The sequence below is a fragment of the Roseovarius pacificus genome, from assembly GCF_900142665.1.
Classification (GTDB): domain Bacteria; phylum Pseudomonadota; class Alphaproteobacteria; order Rhodobacterales; family Rhodobacteraceae; genus Roseovarius; species Roseovarius pacificus.
The window spans coordinates 75526-100328 of sequence record NZ_FRBR01000002.1 but is presented as its reverse complement, the minus strand read 5'-3'; the positions used below and the strand labels follow the sequence as shown (position 1 = coordinate 100328).

The window sequence follows — 24803 nt, the reverse complement described above, 5'->3', positions numbered from 1 at the left end:
CCCATCGGCAAGCCGGCCCAGGGCAATACGCGGCTTACCGCGTGTCAGGTTTTGCGCACTTCCGGGTGCAGGGACTTGCCCAGAATATGATCGGTGCTGTGGAGAACATGCTGCGCGGTGGCAACGATCAGCGGATCTGGACCGGTGATAACCGAACGATCCTTGCCGGGGTAGTCCAGCGAATTGAGGAAATGCATCATGCAGTTCAGACGCGCGCGTTTCTTGTCGTTGGACTTCACCACGGTCCAGGGCGCATCGGCGGTGTCGGTATAGAAGAACATCGCCTCTTTCGCCTCGGTGTAGTCATCCCATTTATCGAGGCTCTGCTTGTCGATCGGGCTGAGCTTCCACTGCTTCAGCGGATCGTTGGCACGGCTGTCGAACCGGCGTTTCTGCTCGTCCTGCGTGACCGAGAACCAGTACTTGTAAAGCCGAATGCCCGAGCGCACCAGCATCCGCTCCAACTCGGGGGTCTGGCGCATGAATTCAAGATACTCCCACGGCTCGCAAAAGCCCATCACACGCTCGACGCCCGCGCGGTTGTACCACGACCGGTCATAGAACACCATCTCACCCACCGTGGGCAACTCGCTGATATAGCGCTGAAAAAACCACTGCCCCTGTTCTTCCCAGGTGGGTTTGTTCAGCGCCACGACACGCGCCTGACGCGGGTTGAGATGTTCGGTAAAGCGCTTGATCGTACCGCCCTTGCCCGCGGCGTCGCGCCCCTCGAAAATCAGGACGAATTTCTCATTCGCTTCCTGCGCCCAGTGCTGAACCTTCAGCAATTCGGCCTGAAGCATTGCTTTTTGCGCTTCGTATTCCTTGCGCCCCATCTTTTCCGTGTAAGGATACTCACCCTGTTCAAAGGTCTGCCGGTACTCGGCCACCTTGTCGGTCGACTTGACCTCGCGCTCTTCTTTTTCGGGACTGGCCGGAACGGGCTTGGCCGCGGTGTCCGGTTTGGCGGGGATACCCTGCGCGGACGTGACCTGCGTCCTGGCGGTGGCCGATCTACTCATACTCCATCTCCTTCACTCATGCAGGTGAAGGGGCTAGTGCAGACGGCGCAAAACCGCCTTGATCCGTGTCAAAAAAACGCAGGCGGCGCGGTCTTGTGGCGCATTTACATCAGTGGATATCAGTGCGTCCAGACAGCGCGCCGGTTGGTCGCGAAATTCTCGCCATAACCGCCGGGGCGGATATTGGCCTTGCGGCGATGCGGCTCCAGAACCACGGCGTCGATGCCATGTTCCTGCGCATAATCCAGCGCCGCCTTCTTGCTGTCGAACCGCAGCCTGACCTGAGCCTGCGTATCGCCCGAACTGGTCCAGCCCATCAGCGGATCGACCTCACGGCGGCTTTCAGGGGCGAATTCCAGAACCCAGTGCTTGGTCCGGGCCATGCCGGATTGCGTGGTGCTGCGGGCAGGTTTGTAAATACGCGCGGACATTCGGACGGACTCCTTGTTACGCCCCGGTTATTCCAAAATCCTGCGCCATGGGCAAGGGCGCAAATGGGCGAGGCAAGCTAGCAATACCTGAGCCCAGGTCAGCCCCGTCCCAATCTAAAGCGTGACAATTCGATGAAGTGAATGGGTCCCTTGGTGCGGGACACTTCGATTGCACCGCGCAAACGACGTCCAAGAAAGACCTGCGTCGCGGCGCACAGGTCGATTTCGGTCAAAATCGAACCATCCCCATCCACACAGGATAACCATACCCGGCCCTCCCGCGTTTCAAGCGTTATCTCCGCGAACTGCGACAGGTCAGCCAACCCGACCTCGGCAACAGGGGTCCGCGCGTTTCTGGTTGTCCCGAACGCAAACGCCGCGACACCGCTAACACCGTTGATACGCACCGAAAGAAACAGCCCTGTTTCGGGATTGGCGAGATTGGTGATCTGCAAGCCCAACGTCATTTCCGGCTTTCCCGGGTCCGTCGCCTTGGGCCGGAATCGCAGAGCCGCCTTCAGTCGCTGAGCTTTATCTGCCGCGAGGTGGTGCCTGGTTTCCAGCCGCAGGACACTGCCCACCGCCCGCCCTGGCGAGACCAGCAATGCAGTCCCCTCGGCAGTGCCGGTATGGGCGGGGATCGCATAGGCAAAAGGCTCGGTCTTTTCGATTTTCCAGAACGATTTGTCCACGCTGCCGGCCTGCATCACGGCCCCGAAGCCAAAATCGTCCTGCAAGACCCGTATGCTTTGCGGCGGCAGACAATCCAGAGCACGGCTGCGGAAGCTGTAATAGGCCGGTTTCTTGCGGCCTTCGTGATCGAACAGGCCAAAAGATTTTTCCCGTTTCAGATCCCACGCCTCGTCGCGGTACTTGTACCAGAAAAGCTTTTCGATACTCGCCTCGCCAGCGGCATGCGTCATGAAATCGTCCACGAAATCCGCCTGCGCCATGGCGTCGAAATCGTATACCTTCGACAGATCAAGCGAACGAGCGCCCACTTCCGTAATCCAGACCGGCACCCCGGAATAGCCCGCGTCTTCCAGAAGAGACAGGAAATCCTGCGTCAGATGCCAGCTATGGGCGGCAAACCCATCCGGGGCCGGCCCGAAATACGGATAGGGGTGAATGCCGAATGCCTCGAACGGCAAATCTTGTGCAGTCGGGTAATGCGATCTCAACGCCTGCATCACGTCACGCGCGAAATCCGGCTGGAAATAAAACCCCCAGTGCCCCTGATTGTTCGCAAATTCTGCCGCAAATTCATCAGCATAGCCGCGCATCGTGTTCGCAAAGGCAGGACGCGTTCGACCCACATGGCCGACAAGCCCGTTCTCGGCGAATGTCACCCCACAGATACGCCCTGCAAATCCCGCGCACCGCAGACTCTCGACACCGGGGCGGATCACCATGTTCACGAACTCCAGCCCGTTCCAGGGGCGATGCAACCCGTCCTCTCCCTTGACCGATATATAGAAATCCGAAGCGTTCGGCTCATTCCACAATTCCATATCGTGGATGAAATCGAAGGTTTCGACCAGAAGCCTGACATATTCGGCATATCGCTCGGCAAACCCCGGCTGCCCGAGATATGCCATCCGCGCCACCTCAGGATGACAGTTGATCACCACCCCGGTGATTTTCACATGCTCCGGTAATGTCGCGATAAATGTATAATAACTTTCAACAATTTCTTTGTTAACCTGTGCCTTGGCATCAGAGTCATATTCGATCAGCCGCCGCCAATAAAACGGAACACGTATGGCATTTAAGGCACCTTCTGCCATTGCATCAATGTAACCGTGAAGCCTTCCAGGGTCATTAAGAAACTCATTTACATTCGCAAAGTTGAGACCAACGTTCCCAATTTGATCAACCATAGGTGCCACTACCCATCAAAATCGAACGAACGTGGGTAAGCGGCAAGAACCTCTTTCTCGTCATGGGCAAAAGTTTCCATAATTTTCGATTTTTCATCCTCTGTCAGCAAAGGACTTGGCTCACATGGATGCGACCGAACCAGGGCAATGACCTCGTTCATTATCTTGGAGCGCACGCCCCCGGACAGATGTTGATTGATCGCCCGGACAAATTCCAGATACGGGCCATGCAAAGATGGGTTTACCACGAAACCGCGTGACCTGTTGGGAAGAGGCGATGCTCCGATACAATCCATAAAATCATCTACGGTGCTGTACCCTCTCCCCCCCTTATACTCTCTAACAACGATATTGCCCTTGCCGAAGACTTCCGCCCAGCCATCTACTAATTCTTTGTAAAACAAAGAAGTACCGCCTGCCCGACCTTGAGACAGAGAGTCTTTTAAAAACGCATCAAAAGTTTTGCTTATCCCCCTTCCTTTCAGCAACTGCCTATACATTGATTCAATCAGGTCCGCATGATTTCTGATGTAGACAATCACATTAATGTCGCCATTCAACTTATCGGCGAGCATACGATAATACTCTGGCGGGCGCAGTGAAAAATCCTCAGCACTCAAAACGCATTTACTACAACCTGAATTCACTACCTCATCATTAATGTCATTCACGACATCATCGACACCCCGGCCATCGTACTTCGACCGGGCCCAAACACCGAGCTTATCATCTGGTTGACAAGCCCAAACCAATTGGACGTGTTTATCATCAAATCTTGCGGTCTTTGGGTAAAGTACCCCATCACGCATGAGCTCATCGTAATTTTGTGCAAGGGTTCGTTGCAGAGCGGTTGTGCCTGTTTTCATAAGCCCGATATGCAAAAAAAATCTCGCCATTTTCATATTCCTTATCCTAGCGCCCGGAGTAACCACCATGTTTGAAAGAGGATTCCGCACATGTGTTTTAGCAAGGTAATGCCGCATCCATGACACGCTCCGCCGGCACCATGGACAGCAATTCGGTGCTGAGGATCACGGTGCCTTGCGGGGCCTTGTCGATGGTCTCGGTCAGTGCCTTGTAACGCTCCCGCCCCGTGCCGAGAGCCAGAAAATGGTGCCCGGGATTGTTGGCATTGGCGTAATGCGCGGGGTAGATCACGCCCTGATCGGCCAATGCCCGTTCCGATCGGGCCAGCGTATACTGGATCGAGGTGGTGCCCGTCTTGTGCGTGCCAATATGCAGGACCAGCCGTTTCATCGTGACACCCTCGCAATACCGTACCAACCGCGATTCTACGCGGTTTTACCCTGACTAAGTGCTGCATCGAACGGGCGCAACCATAACGGGCACAGGATGGCGCACCGGCCCGCCTCAACGCCTGCATGATATGCCTTGGCAGGATGCTATCCGGCCTCCCGGCGCGGAAAACCGGCGGCTATTGCCCCGCGCGCCGGTCATCATCCTCCGGTTGCGCGTCCGGATCAGCCTGCCCCACCCCCAGAAAAACGAATTTGAACGGCAGGATCCAGACGATGCCAAGCCCGACATAGACAAGGAATTCGATCCAGATCGACGGGCGGTCGAACAGGTCGACCACATTCACCGCCACCACAATATAAAGCGGCAGCCCGATCAGCAGGATGATCAGCGACCAGCGTCGCCGCGCCTTGTAACTGAGTGCCATGGGGCCTCCGCTGGGTCGGGTCAGTCGGCGAACGGGTCGGTGACGAGAATCGTGTCGTCCCGTTCGGGCGAGGTGGACAGAAGTGCGACAGGGCAGTCGATCAGCTCTTCCACCCGGCGCACGTATTTGATGGCGTTGGCGGGCAATTCGGCCCAGCTGCGCGCGCCCTCGGTCGACTCGCTCCAGCCCGGCATTTCCTCATAGACCGGAACGCAACGGGCCTGCTGGTCGGCGGCGGTCGGCAGGTAATCCAGCCGCTTGCCGTCCAACTCGTAGCCGACGCAGATTTTCAGCGTCTCGAACCCGTCCAGAACGTCGAGCTTGGTCAGCGAAATGCCGTTCACGCCCGAGGTGGCACAGGTCTGGCGCACAAGCGCGGCGTCGAACCAGCCGCAGCGGCGCTTGCGGCCCGTGACGGTGCCAAACTCATGCCCGCGCGTGCCCAGGCGAAGCCCGTCATCGTCGTCCAGTTCGGTCGGAAACGGCCCCTCGCCCACGCGGGTGGTATAGGCCTTGACGATGCCCAGAACGTAATCCACCGATCCCGGCCCCATCCCGACGCCCGTGGCCGCCTGTCCGGCGATCACGTTCGAGGACGTGACAAAGGGATAGGTGCCAAAGTCGATATCCAGAAGCGCGCCCTGCGCCCCTTCGAACAGGATGCGCTGGCCGGATTTGCGCTTTTCGCTCAGCACCTTCCAGACCGGCGCGGCATAAGGCAGGATCTGCGGCGCGATCTCTTTCAGTTTCGCGATCAGCGCATCGCGGTCCACGGGATCGATTCCCAGGCCGCGCCGCAGCGGATCGTGGTGTTGCAGGGCGCGGTCCACACGCGCCTCCAGCGTTGCATCGTCCGACAGGTCCGCCACCCGGATCGAGCGGCGCCCCACCTTGTCCTCATAGGCCGGGCCGATGCCACGGCCCGTGGTCCCAATCTTGGTGCCCTTGCTGGCAGCCTCTTCGCGGGCGCGGTCCAGCTCACCGTGAATCGGCAGGATCAGCGGCGTATTCTCGGCGATCATCAGGGTTTCGGGCGAAATATCGACGCCCTGTTCACGGATCGAGGCGATCTCGTTGACCAGATGCCAGGGGTCCAGCACCACGCCATTGCCGATCACGCTGAGCTTGCCGCCACGCACAACGCCCGAAGGCAGCGCGTTCAGCTTGTAGGTCTCACCGTCGATCACCAGCGTATGGCCGGCATTATGGCCGCCCTGAAACCGCGCGATCACATCGGCCCGCTCGCTGAGCCAGTCAACGATCTTGCCTTTCCCCTCGTCACCCCACTGGGCGCCTACGACGACGACATTTGCCATGCTGATCCTCTTGGTGGTCGGTTGCTATGGTGGTCACATTGAAACCCGCGCCGGTATAGCCGGGTGGCGCGGCCTGTGAAACCGGAAATTCGCGCCCCGCCCCGGACAGAACGGCGCGTTCGCGAAAAGCCCCCGCCGATGCCCCACGACAAGCCCCGCCCAATGACCCGGAGTCGCCCGCGTTTCCACCCGTCGCCCGGTTTTTCGGTCTTTCCCTTCGATGCCGGTTCGTCCCGCACCACATTGCCGGGTTGCGGGCGCGCACGGAATTGCATAGATACCGCGCGAGACGCCACACGCATCCGACAAAGGCCCCACATGGAAAACGTCGTCCTGATCATCCACCTTCTTCTGGCCCTCGCCCTGATCGGCGTGGTGCTTCTGCAACGCTCGGAAGGCGGCGGCCTTGGCATGGGCGGTGGCGGCGGTGGCGCCATATCGGGCCGTTCGGCGGCAACGGCGCTCAACAAGGTGACATGGGGGCTGGCGATCGCCTTTATCGTCACCTCACTGACGCTGACCATTCTGGCGGCACAGCAATCGGCCGATTCGTCGGTTCTGGACCGGCTCACCGACATGCCGGTTCCCGCAGCCGAAGATCCCGCCGCGCCGGACAACGGCGACTCGCTCCTGCCGCCGGCGGCGGACGATACCGCCCCGCTGACCCCGAGCGCCGACTGAACACAACGACTTGAGGCAGATTTTCAGGCCGCAACAGCATCTTGCGGTCTGCTTGCCTTGGACACACGAATCCATTACATATTGAGTCCCGTGGTGCTGCGGTCGAATCCGGCCGGTCAGGGCTCGTCACCGGCTTGAATTTCAGGCCTGCAATCACGGGGGATGCCAGCGCATGGCACGGTATATTTTCATCACTGGCGGCGTTGTATCTTCTCTGGGCAAGGGTCTGGCCTCGGCGGCCCTGGGCGCGTTGTTGCAGGCGCGCGGCTTTTCCGTTCGCCTGCGCAAGCTGGACCCGTATCTCAACGTCGATCCCGGCACGATGTCGCCGTTCGAGCATGGCGAGGTGTTCGTCACCGATGACGGGGCCGAAACCGATCTGGACCTCGGCCATTACGAACGCTTCACAGGGGTGCCCGCACGGATGACCGACTCGGTCAGTTCCGGGCGCATCTATTCCAACGTGCTGGAAAAGGAACGCCGCGGCGATTACCTCGGAAAAACGATTCAGGTCGTGCCCCACGTCACCAACGAGATCAAGGACTGGATCGGCATCGGCGACGACGAGGTCGATTTCATGCTGTGCGAAATCGGCGGCACCGTGGGCGATATCGAGGGCCTGCCGTTTTTCGAGGCGATCCGCCAGTTCAGCCATGACCGCCCGCGCGGCGAATGCATCTTCATGCACCTGACGCTGCTGCCCTACCTTGCCGCCAGCGGCGAGTTGAAAACCAAGCCGACCCAGCACTCGGTCAAGGAATTGCAATCCATCGGCATCGCGCCCGACATCCTTGTCTGCCGCTCCGAACAGCCCATCCCGGAAAAGGAACGCGAGAAAATCGCCCTGTTCTGCAACGTCCGCAAAGAGGCCGTGGTCGCCGCCTATGACCTGAATTCGATCTACGAGGCGCCGCTGGCCTATCACCGCGAAGGGCTGGATCAGGCCGTGCTGGACGCCTTCGGCATTTCGCCCGCCCCCAAACCCGACCTGCGCACATGGCTGGATGTCTCTGACCGCATCCACAACACCGACGGCACGGTGAACGTCGCCATCGTCGGCAAGTACACGCAGCTCGAAGACGCCTACAAGTCGATCAAGGAGGCACTGACCCACGGCGGCATGGCCAACCGGGTGAAGGTCAATGTCGAATGGGTGGATGCCGAGATTTTCGACACCGAAGACCCCGCCCCGCATCTGGAAGGGTTCCACGCGATCCTCGTGCCCGGCGGCTTCGGCGAACGCGGCACCGAGGGCAAGATCAAGGCCGCCCAGTTCGCCCGCGAACGCAAGATCCCCTATCTGGGCATTTGCCTCGGCATGCAGATGGCCGTGATCGAGGCGGCACGCAACCTCGCCGGGCTGAGCGATGCAGGCTCGGAGGAATTCGACCACGAATCCGGCAAAAAGCGTTTCACTCCGGTGGTTTACCACCTAAAGGAATGGGTGCAGGGCAACGAGAAGGTCAAGCGCAAGGTCAGCGACGACAAGGGCGGCACGATGCGCCTCGGGGCCTATGACGCCACGCTGAAAGAGGGCAGCCGCGTGGCTGCGGTCTACGGCACCACCGCCATCGACGAACGCCACCGCCACCGCTACGAGGTGGACGTGAAATACCGCGAAAAACTGGAAGAGGTCGGCCTGACGTTTTCAGGCATGTCCCCCGATGGCCGCCTGCCGGAAATCGTGGAATGGTCCGATCACCCGTGGTTCATCGGCGTGCAGTTCCACCCCGAACTGAAATCCAAACCCTTCGACCCGCACCCTCTGTTCGCCGATTTCGTGCGCGCGGCAGTCGAGACATCGCGCTTGGTCTGAGGGTTTGACAGGGGGCTTTGCCCCCCGGCCTGCGGCCTCCCCCAGGATATTTTCGGGCAAGAAGAAAACGTAGGCGTCTACTCTGCGGCCCGCGCCGGATTGGCGATCTGCGCCAGGGCCTGCTCGACAAGCTCCGGGCCCGCACCGGGGCGCGTGGCGCCTTCGGACAGGATGCGCCGCCACGCCCGCGCGCCGGGGCGGCCTGCGAACAGGCCCAGCATGTGCCGCGTGACCTGATGGAGCTTGCCGCCTGTCGCGAGGTGATCCTCGATATAGGGCAGCATGGCCAGCACCGCGCCCTCGGGCGTGCTGTCCGGCCCCTGCGCGCCAAAGATCACCCGGTCGGCGGCGCAAAGGATATCGGCGGGCTGGTGATAGGCCGCGCGCCCGATCATCACCCCGTCCAGCCCGGCGTCCAGAAAACCGCGCGCCTGTTCCAGCGACGCAATCCCGCCATTGACGCTGATATGCAGGTTGGGAAACAGCCCCTTCATCCGCTGCACCAGATCGTAATCGAGCGGCGGCACATCGCGGTTCTCCCTGGGGCTGAGCCCTTGCAGCCATGCCTTGCGCGCGTGGATGGTGACGCGTTCGACACCCGCTGCGACGATGCGCGCCAGAAACTCGGGCAGCACCTCTTCGGCGTCCTGATCGTCCACGCCGATCCGGCATTTGACGGTCACCTCCACCGGCTGCGCCGCGATCATCGCCGCGCAGCACTCGGCCACAAGGCCGGGATTCTTCATCAGGACCGCACCGAACGTACCCGATTGCACCCGATCGCTGGGGCAGCCGACATTGAGGTTGATCTCGTCATAGCCCGCCTCGGCGCCCAGCTTTGCCGCCTGCGCCAGTTCCGCGGGGTCCGACCCGCCCAGTTGCAGGGCGACGGGATGTTCTTCGGAGGTGTATTCCAGCAGATGCAACGCCCCGCCCCGCACCAGAGCCGGGGCCGTCACCATTTCCGTATACAGCAACGCATCGCGCGACAGCAGGCGATGCAGGTATCTGCAATGCCTGTCGGTCCAGTCCATCATAGGCGCAATAGCAAGTCTATGTGCTTGATATTTCGTCATTTTTCCAGTAGTATCAACTCATTGCGCGGCGGCGTGTGCACTCTAATTTACGACCCAATACGCCCCTTTTCGCCACGTTTCGACCGCGCACTGCACACATAGAGCACACGAAATGGCGACCATATCAAAGCTTCCTTCGGGCTCCTGGCGAGTCTAGGTCAGACGTAAAGGGCACTACATCAGTGAATCCTTCCTGCGCCGCGGTGACGCGGAGCTTTGGGCGCGGACCGTTGAGGGCAAGATCGATCGGGGGGAACCTATACACACTCGCGTTGCCGCGGCCAAGACATTCGGAGACCTCATTGATCTTCACAGAGCGGATCTGGCGGACGTCGGGAGAACGCTCGGCAGGTCGAAAGCCGCAAGCCTGGATTTTCTTGCACTGCGCCTCGGGGCGTTGAAACCCGCCGAGCTCGGCCGGGAAAAGCTCGTCGAGTTCGGTCGTCAGCGCGCCAAAGAAGGGGCCGGCCCGGTAACGGTTGGCATCGACCTCGGATACATCAAGACGATCCTTTCGCATGCTGCCGCCGTTCACGGCATCATCGCACCAACCGAAGGAGTCGATCTCGCTCGGATTGCGCTCACCCGGCTCGGACTGGTGGGCAAAGGCAACGAACGGGATCGTCGGCCGAGCGAAGAGGAGATCGACGCGATCCTGAAGGCGCTTGAAAGCAACCCACGACAGTTCATCCCCGTAGCGCGCGTCGTTCGTTTCGCCATCGCGACGGCCATGCGACAAGATGAAATCTCTCGGGCGCGATGGGAAGACTACAACCCTCGAACCAAAATGCTGCTCATCCGGGACCGCAAAGACCCTCGCCGCAAGACGGGCAACGACCAACGCATCCCGCTGCTGTCCGTTTCTGGTTACGACCCCTGCGCGTTGATCGAAGAACAACGTGCGCTGGTGGGCAGTCGCGGCAGAATCTTCCCTTACAACGGACGCTCAATCGGCACGGCATTCCGACGGGTCTGCCGTACCTTGGGCATCGAGGATTTGCATTTTCATGATCTGCGCCACGAAGCGACCAGTCGACTGTTCGAGGCAGGTTTCACCATTGAACAGGTTGCCCTTGTCACCGGGCACAAGGACTGGAAAATGCTGCGCCGCTACACCCACATCCGCCCAGAGGGTCTCCATGCGCTCGCGGCAAGCAGGGTTGCCTAGCCTTCACATCTGGAAATGACTTCTGGCGGCTCACATCGCTGCAATCTCGGCACAGATAGTGCCACCACCGATCATTCCCCCGTCGCGCCATGCCAAGGGAACGGCACCGTATGGCCGCTTTCTTCGAAACGACGCTCGAAATCCTGCGCGACCTCCTCCACCGTGATCGCGGCGAATTGCGCCAGCAGCCGTGTCTCGGCCTCTGCCAGCGTCGCATCGAGCCGCGCGTCGACCGCCTGCTCGACCAGACAGGGCGACGGATCCGCCTGCGGCCCGATGTTGAACAGCGGCGGGTGCCCGACCGCCTCGTAGACGTCGCGCAAGCTGATCTCGGCCAGCGGGCAAGCGAGTTGCCAGCCACCGCCGTGGCCCTTTTCCGACGACACGATTCCCCGCTCGCGCAGCCCCGCCATCATCCTGCGCACCACCACGGCGTTGGTCGAGATCATCTGCGCGATCTGTTCCGAAGTGGCACGCCCGACATGTCGGTCCATGTGGATCAAGACGTGCAGCATCCGGGACATACGAAGATCGCGCGCCATGGGGTTTCCTTTCCTTGCCTCTTCAGGCTCCTTAGCAGCACTCATGTAACAATGAAAGTTTCATGTCTTGAAATGGCGCGCCAAATCACGTAACTTTCAGTGATACATTAAGGGGAACCACCATGGATCACGATGTTCTCGTCATCGGCGGCAGCTTTTCCGGGCTCGCCGCCGCGATGCAGCTTGCCCGCGCCCGCAGACGCGTCTGCGTTCTCGACACCGGCGCCCCCCGTAACCGCTTTGCCACAGCCTCGCACGGGTTTCCCGGGCAGGACGGGCGTCCCCCGCAGGACATCCGCGCCGCGCTCAGACACGAACTCGCGGTCTACCCTACTCTGTCCTTAAGGGACGGCGCGGCGGTCTCGGCTGCGCGCGAGGGGAACGGATTTCGGGTGGCCTTGGCAGAGGGCAGAGACATCACCGCGCGGCGGCTGGTCCTGGCCTTCGGTGTGCGCGACAGCCTGCCCGATCTGCCAGGTCTGTCCGAACGCTGGGGAGCCACAGTGCTCCATTGCCCCTATTGCCACGGCTATGAGCTGAACGGCGGGCCGGTCGGCGTTCTGGCGCGCGGCGAGGCGGCGCTGCATCAGGCGATGCTGCTGCCCGACTGGGGGCCGACCACGCTCTTCACGCAAGGGGCGCTCGTGCTGACTAGGGAACAGCGGCAGGGGCTGACCGCCCGGGGCGTCACGGTCGAGAAAACGCCTGTCGCGGCGCTGATCGGCACCGCCCCGGCGCTTGACGGGGTGCGGCTGGATGACGGGCGAGAGATCGCGCTGGCGGGGCTGTTCCTGGCGCCGGACACAGCGCCCTCCTGCGATTTGGCTGCACAGCTAGGCTGCACCATGAAGGACGGACCAACCGGCCCCTATGTGGCCGTCGATCCGATGCAGGCGACCAGCCAGCCCGGCGTCTTCGCCGCCGGCGACCTTGCCAGCCCCATGCCCAATGCCACGATCGCCGCGGCCGCGGGCGTGATGGCAGGCGGCGCCGCGCATCGCTCGCTGATCTTCGATCCCGATCTGACCGCTGCGGCCTGAAGGAGCATCGCCATGCACCAGACCACACGAGACTTCTGGAACGACCGCTACCGCCAAAAGACCGACGAAACCTCTGGCAAGCCCGGCCTCGTTCTGTCCCAGTTCGCCGGTCCGCTGGCGCCGGGGCGTGCGCTGGAGCTGGGCTGCGGCCGGGGGGACGACGCGCTCTGGCTGGCCCGGCAGAGCTGGCAGGTGACGGCGGTGGACGTCTCTGCTGTGGCGCTCGCCTATGCGGCTGATAGCGCCAGCCGCGCCGGACTGGCCGGGACGGTCCAGTTCGAAGAGCACGATCTGGCCGAAACCTTCCCTGAAGGCATGTACGACCTCGTCGTGGCCAGCTTCCTGCAATCACCGCGAGACTGGCCGCGCGCGCGTGTGCTGGCCCGGGCGGCAGGCGCGGTGTCCACCGGCGGACACCTTCTGATCACTGAACACGCTTCGCACCCGCCGGGATCCAAGGCAATCAAGGACACGATTTTTCCCACCGCTGAGGAGACGCTGGCTTCGCTCGCGCTCGATCCCCGTCAGTGGCGGAGGCTTTGCGTCTGTGCCATCGCGCGCATGGGAACCAGAGACGAGGTTCAGGGCGAAACGGTCGAGGACAACGTGATCTTCATGGAACGGCTGGGTTAGGCTACAACCTCCCTGCAGGTCCGCAAGGGCCTGCAGCCTGGCGGCCCCTTTCGGCCCCACCTGCCCCGCCAACTATTGGACCAAGCATCGCCTGCACTAACTGTGCGCCTAGGAAAACATCACGTTGGTGCTCTTGCAATCTTCGCATCAAGTCAGCGGTCGTCGCGACCAAGCACGTCCTTCATCTCTATCCTCTGATCGACTTGACGCATCGTACTTGGCCGATGTGCGATCATAATCACGGTTCGACCGGCACATAGTTTGGCTAGCCCTTGACGCATATGGCTCTCTGTCTCGGGATCGATGGACGCCGCCGCCTCATCCAGCAAAATGATCGGAGCATCCTTCAGGAAGGCGCGCGCAAGAGCAATGCGCTGACGTTCACCGCCGGAGAGCTTTGCTCCACCTTCGCCTATGACGGTCTCATATCCCTTCGGCAACGCCATGATGAAGTCATGACAACAGGCCGCCTGAGCAGCAGCGTACAATTCTTCATCGCTTGCATCGGCCTTGGCTAACCGCAGATTTCGCGCGACGCTCATATCGAAGAGGTAGCTGTCTTGGAAAACCACTGCGACCATGGCGCTGCGCAATTCTGGCGCAATGTCCCGAATGTCCACGCCTCCAATCGTGACATGCCCCTTCTGGACGTCCCAGAAACGCGCAATCAGGTCGAGAATAGTCGATTTTCCGGATCCCGACGTACCGCAAAGCGCGTGAATTTTCCCCGCCGGGAAATCGAGATTGATGCCATTCAAGACCGGCTTATCGCCGTAAGAAAAATGAACGTCTTGAAAGCGAAGATCCAGAGAAACGGGTAACTTTGGCGTTTCGGGTTCGGGAAGAGGGGCGATCGCAAGAAATTCCCCCACTCGCGACATGGATTTTTGCAGGAGGCGCAATTGAGACGACAAGTCGAAGGCATCAGTCAGTGGCGCATAGAACACCAAACTTACCACGAGAAAGAGCAGGAACGTCGATGCTTCCATGAGTTCATGCAGGACCATCCAGCCACCGCCGGCGAGCAAGATCACGAAGCCCGCGTCCAGGAATATCCACCCTGCCGTAACGATCGGCATCAGCGCCGTTACCGTGGACAGTGAGATGCGTCTGTGCGTCTCCAGGGCATCCTCCACAGGGCCATATGCTTGGGAGAGGCCGAGGCTGCGCAAGGTTGGCAAGCCCTGAATATAGTCCAACAGGCGAGCAGAGAGCATCTCATTCGAAACAACCAGTCGCTGCAGCATCCGAGCGTTCACCCTGTCAGCGAACACCATTACCACACCGAACGCGGGCACCATCGCACAGGTCAAGAGGGCCAATCGCCAATCCAGAAAGAAAAGAACAATCGCGCTGAGAAGCGGACCGACCATGGCCCGCATCGCCAGAGCAGGAGGTGTGACAAAGTTGATCGCTGCAGAATGCTGCGACATAAGCGCTTCCAGCGAACCGGTATCGCGAGCAATTACGTCACCCAGTGGTATCTGACGCATCTGTCGGACAATGCGTGCCTGCAGGGCCGATACAGCGGTGCTTTGGACCTGCCACAACACCCGGTGCGAAAGCCTATTGGCAAAAACGAACATGAGTATGCACAGCGCGACGAAACCCGAAGCCGCGACCGCGAAAGGCCGGGTAAGATCACCGGCCAAAACGCGATCGAGCACCAACCACACTGCGATCACTGGCGCTCCGGCCACGGCCCCTTCAAGCGCGAGCATGGGCAGAGCCTTGGACATCAGTGTACGACGTCCCGGGCCCGCGAGGTGCATGAAACGTGCGACCATTCCCGAAGGGATCCCAGGCTCCTGATACGCTTGGCCAGGCCTCTGCACGACAGTAGGCAATGATCGAACAGCGCCCGTTTCAAGATGCCAGCCTTCGACTGAATCATATTCCTTCCACAACCGTCGGTAACCGGAGGACCGCTGCAGAAGGTCGCTATGGCTTCCAAGGTCGGAGATCTCACCTGCCTCTACAAAAGCTATCTGGTCGGCATTGCGTATGGTGTCTAGGCGATGCGCGATCACGAGAACCGTTCTTCCATGCGCCAGTTCGGCCAGAGCTTCCCGCACCGCCTGTTCATTGTCGGGATCCAAAGCCGCTGTCGCTTCATCCAACACGACGATCGGTGTAGAGCGCAGAATGGCACGGGCGATAGCCACACGTTGTCGCTGCCCGCCTGAGAGGCTGCGTCCCCCCTCGCCAACAAAAAAGGACAAATCAGCTGAGAACTCCGTCACCCTTGCGGCACGGGCGGCGGCCTCGACTTCTTTGCGAGACGCGGTGGGGCGCCCGGAAAGGATATTTTCATAGATTGTCGCATTCATGAGCCAGGCGTCTTGCAGCACCGCGCTGACCATACCTTCGAGATGTCGATCTTCCATCTGGCGGAGATCGCAGCCTCCGATCAGGATGCGCCCCAGATCAGGATCACGAGATCGCATCAACAAACGCGCCAAAGTCGACTTGCCCGCACCGGACGGCCCGACGAGAGCAAGGGTCGTGCCTGCCGGAATCGTGACCGATACCCGCGACAAAATGGCGTTCCCGTCCATAGATAGCGACACATCCTGAAAGCTAATGTCGTAGCCGTCGGGTCTCTGTGGATACTCGGGCTGAGGAAGCTCCTCGGTTTCAAAGATTGTGGAGATCTGCGCGCTTGCCCCTTTCAGCTTCCAAAAGAAGTTACCTGCCGAAAAGACGACCTTCAGCAGTGGCGCGTTGATCCCCAACCCCAATAACAGAAAGAGTGTGAGGTCAGTGACGGAGATTTCATCCGACAGGTACAGAAAGGCTCCGACGGGGATCAACACAAGAACATTAGCCCGAAGGCCGGCATAGAGGATCGCCATTGGCGTGAGGCTCGACAAGGCAAAGGACTGACCGACGCGCGCCATCCGATCCAGTGCGTCGTGGAGCTCCTCGAGAATTGTGCCAGTGTGCAGAAACATCCGGATCTCCCTGATTCCGCGAACATACTGGACCGAAATAGAACGCAAGTTTGAGATCGCCCCGACATAGGCAGCCAAATGCGGCCGCGTCGCACGCAAGGTGAGAAGATAGACCCCAAGCAGCAATGGAAACATGGCCACTGCTGCGATACCCATGCGCCAGTCCACCCAAAGGAGAAGAACCCCAGATAGGATCGGAACCGAAAGTCCTGCGGCCAAGTCCGGGATCGCGTGAGCAATGCCTTCTTCGATCTGCTCGACATCCTCCATGACGATCTTTCGAAGATGGCCGGAGGTAGTTCCTGACAAAACGCCAAGCGGCACTCGTGCCAGTTTCTCGACTAGACGATGCCGCAGTTGATAAAGGATGCGATAGGCTGCCACATGCGACAACGTCGTCGCCCCAGCCTGCAGCAATGCCTTGGTGATCAGCGCACACACCGCGAGCACCGTCCAGTACACAAGTTCTCCGGCGTCGATCCCTGCCCCTTGAATCGCCACTGCAATCCTCCAGGCGGCGAGATACGGTACCAACCCGAGGCCCGTTCCGAAGATCGACAAAATGGCGGAAAGCACCAGAACGGAACGATAGCCAGCAAGCAGTCCAACAATCATGGGGCAACCTCCCTGTCAGACAGCAAGAGGGGTGAAACTGCAGCCCCCAGGACGGCAGCGAGAGCAGCAGCATAAAAGATCGGGGAATACCCCGATCGAGCCGCAACCTGACCTGCGGCCATACCGCCAAACATGAGAACCATCGCCTCGAGAGAGGTCAGCAAGGCGAAGCCGCTCGCTGCAGCGGTCGGCTGAACCGACGACATGTAGATTTGCCACGTCGCAGTCATCACTGAGGCGCTGGCTGCGAAGCAAACTACCGCCAAGGCAATGCTCACCAACGGATGAGACGGGAACAGCGTCAACATCACCAGTAGCGCAGCCTTCAGCAAGAGCAACGACCGCAGCGTAGCCAAGGCGCCTACACGGCGGAGCAACGCCCCCGCACCAGTTGCCGCGGGAAGCATGGCCAGCATGGCGAAAGCGCCCAGATACCAACCGACCTCGACCGCATCATGTCCGGAATCGAGAAGCCTCGCACCCAGAAAACCATCCGCCGCGGCCGAAAGTCCGACGAGAAGCACGAGGCCGATCACCCTACTGCTTCGCAGTGACCTCCAAGGCGCAATCCGAGGGCCCGGCAACGTCCGTACCGGACGGATCAGGAAGGCTGTCGTGCCGAGAACAAGGATCAGCGCAGAGCCGGACAGGATCGCAGGGACCCAGCCGATCCGGGATGCTAGCCACAACAGTACGGCACCGCCCAGAACACCTCCTGTCGTCATACCGATCACCTGAAGCGTATTGGCTACCGCCCGTCCGCCATCATCGGCGCGTCCGATCACCTCTGCCGCAAGCGCAATTTGTAGAGATGCACCGGCGCAGGCAGCCAAGGCTGCAAGCAGCAATAGCGGTGCAGTTGTTCCGAGTGGGGCAAACCTGATCAAAGAGAGAAAGACGGCTGCCAACAATCCGGGACTGAACCGAAGCACTAAATATCGAATTTGGGGCCTGCTGTCGAAAATCGGCGCCCACAACCACTTCAACGCCCACGGAAGCCAAACCACATAGGCCATTCCGATGACTTCCAGTGAAGCTCCTGAATCCCTCAGCAAAACAGGTAGCGCTACTGTGAAGAAGTACGCCGGCACCCCTTGCACTAGGTTCAGCGAGAAGATCGCGCCCAATTCCGGCGTAGAGAGCCGCCGAGACACACCCGATACGTCCTCCACTTCGTCACCACCGCCAGGTTGCGCCAAGGCCAAGGACGCGCCCGCGGCCAACAATTGCGCTATGTGCGTTTGGCGAGAACGTGGACGAGAAGTAGATAGGCCGTTCATCAGTCAAATTGCGGGCAAAGGCGTAGAGTTCCATCCCGTCTCGTTCCCAACCGACTCGGAGATCCGCCACCGTGTACGAAGGGATTTCCCAGCTATTGCCAATGTCAGCCATACGTCCTCCGACATGCGACACATCCAGAGAGGCAATTGCCTCACCTCGGCCCAGAGGATAGCGAAGGTCCAGCCCAAGACTTGCGGTAAGCTCGGGCATATTCGGAACCCTGTTGCCATTCATCGCGCCAGTGGTGACCCCGTTCGGGACATCGACCAAGCGCGTTCTCGTCCAACCGACACCCCCTCGAAGCGCCACATGAGGCGTCAACTCCGCACGAAACTCGAGCTCGGCTCCATAGCTTCGGTAATCCTGATTATCGAACGCGAAGCTCATTGTGGCCGCGTCGAATGCCGTCAGCTGTCCGTCCGCGACATTGTTGTAGAACAGTGCGCCCGACAGGCTGAGCCGGCCGTCCAAAAGCTCGGCTTTCGTGCCCAGTTCATAAGCCCAAGAAGTGGATGGCCGGAAGGGAGGCGTGTCCAGTCCCATATAGGCGTTCAAGGAATAACGTTCGAATCCACCAGAAGCATACCCCCTGGAAATCGAGGCATAACTCATCCATTCATCGTTCCAGCGCCAGTCTACTGCAACGCGGCCAGTGACGTAGTCATCTTCGAAACTGCCGCTTTGCCGATGCCCTGGCACCGTGCCCGGAGCGCCATTCGAGACATAGGTCGTGTCGAAGGTCTGGCGATCGCGCGCGGCCCGCAGGCCTGCCGAGAAGGTCAGTCGGTCACTGACAGGCGCGGAAATGTCTCCGAAGACCGCCAGTGTCTGACTGGTGATCGTGGTGTCGTAATGTCCGTTCAGAGACGGGGAGTAATTGCTCTGCTGCGTTCGATCCATGTCGTATTGGGAGCGGAAGTAGGACAGTCCCGCCACCCACTCAACTGGCGCTCCTTCAGGAGAATTCAGCCGAAATTCCTGACTGAAGACACGCTCGCCTTCATAAACGATTCCCCAGTCTTCATCCGGATCGGAAAATGCACCTGGTGACATCGGCATTCCGTAGTCCGATAAATACCTCGAATACAGGAACGAATCCGTATCATCGGTGATGGTTGTGACCGCGATATCCTGAAATCCCGTGACGGAGTGAAAGGTGAACCCCTCGAACTCGCGTTGGACGCTCAAACTGATATGATCAATCACGCGCTCGCCGACCTGCACCATGTCCGATCCGCTAACGGGAAAGTCGGGATGTTCTGCCCACAAATATATTGGATTATTTCGCCTGTCGCGATCCCGGCCCAGAACGAGGTCCGCGCTTAAAGGTCCATCAGGGTCGAAGGCAAGTGAGATACGTCCAGCCGCGATACTTGCGTCCCCGTCCTTTCCACCCGCAACCCCGTTCGGAATATCACCATCAAACTCCTGGAAACGGAGCGCCACACGTCCAGCCACCAAATCGGGAACAACCCAGCCGCCAGCAGCGAGATCGAGCGTTCGCAGGCCATCTTCTCCAACCTCCGTTCCGACGATGAACTCCGGCACACCATCGGCCCGCCTCGTAACGATATTCACCGCACCACCCAGTGCGTTTCGTCCGAAAAGTGTTCCCTGCGGCCCCCTCAAGACCTCGGCCTGCTCGACATCGAAGAGTGTAGGAGAGAATCCGAATGAGGTTGTCGGCACCCCGTTCGTGGAAAACCCAATTGTATTGTCGAGCGAATTTAAAGGGCTTCCCAATGGCCCGATACCCCGCACCGAACCAAACGAGTTTCCGGGAACGGCAAAGTCTACATAGTTGAAATTCGGCGTAGTGCGCGCCAGATCCACGCCGGGATCCAATGACCCAAATTCTAGATCCGCGCCTTCCCGTATCGTCGCCGCGACTGGGATCTCGAAGGCTAGTTCATCCCGCTTGCGAGCCTGGATATGGATCGTGCCCAGAAGGAAGCTTCCATCGTCTTGTACTTGAGCACCGACGGAAATCGGCGGCAGGATCAAGACGGAAGTCAAAAGAGCAATGCGAATCTTCATGGCGGTATGTCCCCGGGGTCGATTTCGCCCGGATATGCCATATGTCTCCTCGTCAGACTTTTGCGCGGCGGAGAAGTTCTTCTCCGTGGCGCAGCTATCCAGCGGGACGGTTGCGTTCGGCAGTAGGAGGATAACCGAAACGCCGACGATAAGCCGTCGCAAAGGCGCCAGGATTAGAGAACCCGACACGCCAACCGATCTCTGTGACCGAATGCTCTCCCTCCGCCAGCATCACTCGAGCGACTTCGAGCCGGCGATCGCGCAACCAACCAAAAACCGTCGTGCCAAACGTCGCCTTGAACTGCGCGCGCAACGTCGTGGGGTTGACTCCCACACATCGGCAAAGCTCCTCCATACTCGGCGGATTTGCCAATCTCGCAGCAAGGATATCGCGGGCGTCCTCAACTCGGCGCAACTGGCGTCGGCTCATGCCAGGCGGAACTCGCATGTCGGCTGTGAGTACACCGGTCACTGCCACCAACGACGCCAACACTGCACTCTCAATGTTGATGCGTCCGAGAGCGCCGAGATAGTCCTGTGATAGCATCTGCCCGGCGAGAGCACGCAATGGCCCCCCCTCTCTCAGGACACGGCTTCCAACTCCGTCCTCGAACATCTGGCGGAGAGGGTCGAGTGTGCCATCATCATCCGCAAACTGATCAAGCCAGGCGCGCCGTAGTGAGAAACCCGCGACGGCTCCCTGAGTGCCTGCGACGCATGACCCAATGCAGACGCGGCGTTTTGGGACGAAAATGAGACGTGATCCGCCAGTCGAAAAAGTGATTTCGTGCCCGTCGATGACCATCGGCTCACTCTCACCCGAGACGAGTGTGCTGCAGAGGATCACATCCTCCTCGATCTCCTCGACCAAGGGCAGATCGACTTCAAACTTCATGTCATAGCCAGTCGCGTGCAAACCCGGCTGTACCTCGTGCAGCAGCATCCGGCCTTGCATCACAGGGCCATTCATCGTCGTCAGGGCGGTATCCTGGGGCTGAAGCCGCATCGAGAGCGCCTCGGCGGCGCGTTCCAGATCGCTGTGGCGGAAGCCGCCCCCGAGATTAGAGGGGGCGAGACAGGTCATGGCCTTCGAGTAGCAACATTGAGAACCAAGAGCAACCGCACGCCGCCGGGAGCAGAGCTCCCATATTTGCTTTTGGACGCTCACGCTTCGTTGAGAACTTCTCAATCGCCTTGTCTGGCAGAACGCTCGATCATCGTGTCGTTGGGAGGATCAGAGGACGCGGAAAATGCAGATTGCGACGATCGGGGCGCTGGCGCTCTATGCCTTTGTCATGTCGATCACCCCGGGACCAAACAACATGCTTCTCGCAAACGCGGGACTGGTATTTGGCTTCCGGAGCACCATACCGCAGATCGTTGGCATTCCGACCGGTGTGATCTCCCAGATCCTGCTCGTGGCCGCCGGTCTCAGCAGCCTTTTCGCACAGATTCCAGGTATTCAGTTGGCACTCAAGGTGGCTGGGACGCTCTATCTGCTCTGGCTCGCCCTGAAGCTTTGGAAAGCATATGCGCTGGCGCGATCACCGCCGTCTCGGCATTTCTGCATCCTGAGCAGGCGGTTGTTCCCCAACTGTTGGTCATTTGCTTCGCCTTCGCATTGATCGGCACCCCATGCATGGCCGTCTGGTCTGCCATGGGATCCGCCCTGCGGCGCCATCTCTCGAGTCCGACCAGCCTCAGGCGCGCAAACCGAACCCTCGCGGCGCTTGCATCGGCAACGTGCCTCATGTTCTGGCTCTGAAGGTGGACAAGGCACACCAAGCGCATTCGATGCCTGATCTGGTGATCTGGCTGTCGTATTTTCGGCTTGCCGGGTTCTGGCTTATGGCCGGGCTCTTCCTCGTTCCAGCTCTCGCAGTGGCGATGTCTCTTATGCAGGAGCCCGGCTTCGAAGGCAGGGCATCTCAGGTGGTATTTCTGGCATTGGCCGTGCCACTGGGGTTTGCGCCCGTCCTCCTGCATTGGAAGTACGGACGACGAAAAGGCCCGATACTGACATTCACTGCGCAGGGCATCCTCATGAACGCCATAAATCCCGAGGCGATCATCCCATGGAGAGATATCGACGTCAGAGCAAGTTGGCACGTTCTCGGGGGCTGGCGGACTATCCTGACCTTCCGATGTGTCAGCCGACCTCCGAAAGAGGGAAGACGTGTCGGAGCCGCTGATCTTTACGAATTGCGAATTCCCAACATTGCAACCAAGGGCTGCCTGAGCCTGCAGAGGCTTGCCAGGTCCTACAAGACGGCGACGATGACAGATGAGCCGCAAAGCCCACCTTAACTGTCGACGGGCGGCGCAGCATGAATTATCTATAATTCATGAAACACGCCCCAGAAGAGACCCAGTCTGCCCGCATCGCCCGCGTCCTTGCCGACCGTATCATCTCGGGCGAGATTCCGCCCGGCGCGCGGCTCCGGCAGGACCATATCGCTGCCGAGTTCGGCGCCAGCCATGTCCCGGTCCGAGAGGCCTTCCGCGAGCTGCAAACCCAAGGCCTGGCCGAGAGCGAACCAAGGCGCGGCTTTCGGGTCACCGAATTCGACGTGGCCGAACTGCGCGAAGTGGCCGAGATGCGGTCCAGCCTCGAAAGCCTCGCCCTGCGCCATGCCGCGCCCAATATGACACGCGCTATTCTGCAAGAAGCAGAAGAGGTTACGCGCCACGGCGACAGTGCCAGTACCGTCCGTGACTGGGAGGCAGCAAACCGCCATTTTCACCGGCTCATCCTGTCCCCCTGCCGGATGCCGCGTCTGCTGCGAACGATCGACGACCTGCAGGCAGCCAGCGCCCGGTTCCTTTTTGCCGCATGGCGGCGCGACTGGGAGGCGCGCACAGATCACGACCACCGCGCCATTCTCGACGCTCTGCGCAAGGGGCAGACCGACCTCGCCTGCGCCACGCTCGCGCGCCATGTCGGCTGGATCGGCAAGCGCAAGACTGCCGTGAAAAATGCCGACCTACGAGAGACTTACGAGATTCCTGGATAATTATCTATAAACTTAATTGCCAGCACCACGCAAAGCCTTCGTAATTATAGATAGACTCGGTGCCTATCTTCGGAGGACAGACCCATGGCATTTCTTACCCCCTCTCTGACCCGTCCCGCCGCGCTCGGTCGCAGCCTCGCGCTGGCGCTCGGCAGCGCGGCGCTGATCACGCTCGGCGCCAAGATCCAGATCCCGTTCTGGCCGGTGCCGATGACGCTGCACACGCTGGCGGTGTTCTTCCTCGCCGCCACGCTCGGGCCGAGGCTCGGCTTTGCGGCAATGGCGGCCTATCTGGCGGCGGGCGCCCTGGGGTTGCCGGTCTTCTCCGGCACGCCGGAACGCGGCATCGGGCTGGCCTATATGGTTGGGCCGACCGGCGGCTATCTGGCGGGCTATCTGCTGGGCGCGGGCCTGACCGGCTGGCTGGCGCAGGAGCGCGGGTTGATCGGGCGCTTCCTGGCGATGCTGGCGGGCCTCGCCGTGGTCTATGCCCTCGGCCTCGCCTGGCTGGCGCTCTATGTCCCGGCGCAGGGACTGCTGACCGCGGGTCTCACGCCCTTCCTGCTCGGCGATCTGGTCAAGCTGACTTTGGCCTCGGGCCTCATCGCGGCCATCGCCCGCCTCCGGACCCGCGCACAATGATCCGCACCAACTGGACCATGGCGGAGGCCAGTGCGATCTACGCCCTGCCCTTCGCCGACCTCATGCATCGCGCCCAGACCCTGCACCGCGCGCATTTCGACCCCAACGCGATCGAAACCGCGAGCCTGCTCAGCATTAAGACCGGCGGTTGCCCCGAGGATTGCGGCTATTGCTCGCAATCGGCCCATCACGAGACCGGGGTGAAGGCCACCAAGCTGATGGGAGCCGACGAGGTTCTGGCCGCCGCGCGGCGCGCCAAGGCCTCGGGCGCGCAAAGGTTCTGCATGGGGGCCGCCTGGCGCAGCCCCAAGGACCGCGACATGGACAAGCTTTGCGACATGGTGCGGGGCGTCTCGGATCTGGGGCTGGAAACCTGCATGACGCTTGGGATGCTGTCGCCCGAACAGGTCGCGCGGCTGAAGGCGGCGGGCCTGGATTTCTACAACCATAACATCGACACCTCGCCCGAGTACTACGCCCAGATTGCCACCACCCGGACGATGGAGGACCGCCTCGATACGGTCGAACAGGTCCGCAAGGGCGGTATCAAGGTCTGCTGCGGCGGCATCTTGGGCATGGGCGAGGCCGAAGAGGACCGCATCGCCATGCTGGTGACGCTAGCGACGCTCCCTGCGCATCCCGACAGCGTGCCGGTGAACCTCTGGAACGAAATCGAGGGCGTGCCGGTGCAGGCGCGTGCCCAGGCCGTCGATCCTTTCGCGCTGGTGCGCATCGTGGCGCTGGCCCGCATCCTGATGCCGGCATCCGTCGTGAGGCTGTCGGCCGGGCGCACGGGGATGAGCGACGAGTTGCAGGCGCTGTGCTTTCTTGCCGGGGCGAACTCGATCTTCGTGGGCGACCAGTTGCTGACCACCGGCAACCCGGCGACGTGGAAGGACCAGGATCTGCTGGCCCGGCTCGGCATGCACATCGCCCCCGCGCAGGTCCGGCCCCGGGGTGCGGCGGAATAA

At 60.6% G+C, this 24803-nt stretch carries 23 protein-coding genes; 10 read left to right on the top strand and 13 right to left on the bottom strand.

The annotated features are described in order from the left end of the window. Positions 1-44: 44 nt before the first annotated feature. The 7 genes from ppk2 to BUB53_RS06080 all read right to left on the bottom strand — a co-directional run bounded on the left by ppk2 (position 45) and on the right by BUB53_RS06080 (position 6333). Positions 45-1022 (bottom strand): polyphosphate kinase 2, encoded by a 978-nt coding sequence (gene ppk2 / locus BUB53_RS06110; protein WP_073033823.1) that lies wholly within the window; start codon positions 1020-1022, stop codon positions 45-47. A gap of 119 nt (positions 1023-1141) precedes the next feature. Further along, positions 1142-1453, bottom strand: a complete 312-nt coding sequence (locus tag BUB53_RS06105; protein WP_073033822.1) for an ETC complex I subunit — start codon at positions 1451-1453, stop codon at positions 1142-1144. A 98-nt stretch (positions 1454-1551) separates the two neighbouring features. Next, complete coding sequence (locus BUB53_RS06100; RefSeq protein WP_159437766.1) at positions 1552-3099, bottom strand: glycoside hydrolase family protein; 1548 nt, start codon at positions 3097-3099, stop codon at positions 1552-1554. Between the two features lie 242 nt (positions 3100-3341). Continuing rightward, entirely contained in the window at positions 3342-4235 is an 894-nt protein-coding gene (locus BUB53_RS06095) for a hypothetical protein (RefSeq protein WP_073033820.1), read from the bottom strand. 61 nt (positions 4236-4296) lie between these two features. Beyond that, complete coding sequence (locus BUB53_RS06090) at positions 4297-4590, bottom strand: hypothetical protein (protein WP_073033819.1); 294 nt, start codon at positions 4588-4590, stop codon at positions 4297-4299. Between the two features lie 178 nt (positions 4591-4768). Further along, complete coding sequence (locus BUB53_RS06085) at positions 4769-5017, bottom strand: DUF2842 domain-containing protein (RefSeq protein WP_073033818.1); 249 nt, start codon at positions 5015-5017, stop codon at positions 4769-4771. Positions 5018-5037: 20 nt separating this feature from the next. Continuing rightward, positions 5038-6333, bottom strand: coding sequence for an adenylosuccinate synthase (locus tag BUB53_RS06080; RefSeq protein ID WP_073033817.1), 1296 nt, complete (start codon positions 6331-6333; stop codon positions 5038-5040). Between the two features lie 318 nt (positions 6334-6651). Here BUB53_RS06080 and secG point away from each other — a divergent pair, with 318 nt between their 5' ends. After that, positions 6652-7014, top strand: a complete 363-nt coding sequence (secG, locus tag BUB53_RS06075; protein WP_073033816.1) for a preprotein translocase subunit SecG — start codon at positions 6652-6654, stop codon at positions 7012-7014. A 172-nt stretch (positions 7015-7186) separates the two neighbouring features. Then, the gene (locus BUB53_RS06070; RefSeq protein ID WP_073033815.1) at positions 7187-8830 is read left to right on the top strand and encodes a CTP synthase; all 1644 of its coding nucleotides are present in this window, start codon (positions 7187-7189) and stop codon (positions 8828-8830) included. 77 nt (positions 8831-8907) lie between these two features. Here the strand turns inward: BUB53_RS06070 and dusA are convergent, their stop codons facing one another. Beyond that, entirely contained in the window at positions 8908-9906 is a 999-nt protein-coding gene (dusA, locus tag BUB53_RS06065; protein WP_073033814.1) for a tRNA dihydrouridine(20/20a) synthase DusA, read from the bottom strand. A 397-nt stretch (positions 9907-10303) separates the two neighbouring features. Between dusA and BUB53_RS06060 the strand changes: the two genes are divergently transcribed. Beyond that, positions 10304-11074 (top strand): site-specific integrase, encoded by a 771-nt coding sequence (locus tag BUB53_RS06060; RefSeq protein WP_229709492.1) that lies wholly within the window; start codon positions 10304-10306, stop codon positions 11072-11074. Between the two features lie 71 nt (positions 11075-11145). On the opposite strand, the gene BUB53_RS06055 is transcribed toward BUB53_RS06060, so the two are convergent. After that, positions 11146-11616, bottom strand: coding sequence for an RrF2 family transcriptional regulator (locus BUB53_RS06055; protein WP_011747741.1), 471 nt, complete (start codon positions 11614-11616; stop codon positions 11146-11148). 122 nt (positions 11617-11738) lie between these two features. On the opposite strand from BUB53_RS06055, the gene BUB53_RS06050 reads away from it, so the two are divergent. Beyond that, the gene (locus tag BUB53_RS06050; RefSeq protein WP_073033813.1) at positions 11739-12656 is read left to right on the top strand and encodes an NAD(P)/FAD-dependent oxidoreductase; all 918 of its coding nucleotides are present in this window, start codon (positions 11739-11741) and stop codon (positions 12654-12656) included. A 12-nt stretch (positions 12657-12668) separates the two neighbouring features. Further along, on the top strand, positions 12669-13289 hold the full coding sequence (locus tag BUB53_RS06045) for an SAM-dependent methyltransferase (RefSeq protein WP_073033812.1): 621 nt from the start codon (positions 12669-12671) through the stop codon (positions 13287-13289). Positions 13290-13441: 152 nt separating this feature from the next. Here the strand turns inward: BUB53_RS06045 and BUB53_RS06040 are convergent, their stop codons facing one another. The 4 genes from BUB53_RS06040 to BUB53_RS06025 form a co-directional block, all read right to left on the bottom strand. Continuing rightward, a complete protein-coding gene (locus BUB53_RS06040; protein ID WP_073033811.1) occupies positions 13442-16858 on the bottom strand; it encodes an ABC transporter ATP-binding protein in 3417 nt (1138 codons plus the stop codon). Continuing rightward, on the bottom strand, positions 16855-18030 hold the full coding sequence (locus BUB53_RS06035) for an MFS transporter (protein ID WP_159437765.1): 1176 nt from the start codon (positions 18028-18030) through the stop codon (positions 16855-16857). The genes BUB53_RS06040 and BUB53_RS06035 overlap by 4 nt, the downstream gene beginning before the upstream one ends. 4 nt (positions 18031-18034) lie before the next feature. Continuing rightward, positions 18035-20176 (bottom strand): TonB-dependent receptor, encoded by a 2142-nt coding sequence (locus tag BUB53_RS06030; RefSeq protein WP_011747746.1) that lies wholly within the window; start codon positions 20174-20176, stop codon positions 18035-18037. Between the two features lie 94 nt (positions 20177-20270). After that, entirely contained in the window at positions 20271-21260 is a 990-nt protein-coding gene (locus tag BUB53_RS06025) for a helix-turn-helix transcriptional regulator (protein WP_073033809.1), read from the bottom strand. 166 nt (positions 21261-21426) lie between these two features. Here BUB53_RS06025 and BUB53_RS06020 point away from each other — a divergent pair, with 166 nt between their 5' ends. From BUB53_RS06020 to bioB, 5 genes are all read left to right on the top strand, one after another. Next, positions 21427-21801, top strand: coding sequence for a LysE family translocator (locus BUB53_RS06020; RefSeq protein ID WP_073033808.1), 375 nt, complete (start codon positions 21427-21429; stop codon positions 21799-21801). Between the two features lie 169 nt (positions 21802-21970). Further along, positions 21971-22483, top strand: a complete 513-nt coding sequence (locus tag BUB53_RS06015) for a hypothetical protein (protein ID WP_073033807.1) — start codon at positions 21971-21973, stop codon at positions 22481-22483. A 38-nt stretch (positions 22484-22521) separates the two neighbouring features. Continuing rightward, the gene (locus tag BUB53_RS06010) at positions 22522-23190 is read left to right on the top strand and encodes a GntR family transcriptional regulator (protein ID WP_073033806.1); all 669 of its coding nucleotides are present in this window, start codon (positions 22522-22524) and stop codon (positions 23188-23190) included. Positions 23191-23274: 84 nt separating this feature from the next. Further along, complete coding sequence (locus BUB53_RS06005; protein WP_073033805.1) at positions 23275-23832, top strand: biotin transporter BioY; 558 nt, start codon at positions 23275-23277, stop codon at positions 23830-23832. Further along, complete coding sequence (gene bioB / locus BUB53_RS06000) at positions 23829-24803, top strand: biotin synthase BioB (protein WP_073033804.1); 975 nt, start codon at positions 23829-23831, stop codon at positions 24801-24803. The genes BUB53_RS06005 and bioB overlap by 4 nt, the downstream gene beginning before the upstream one ends.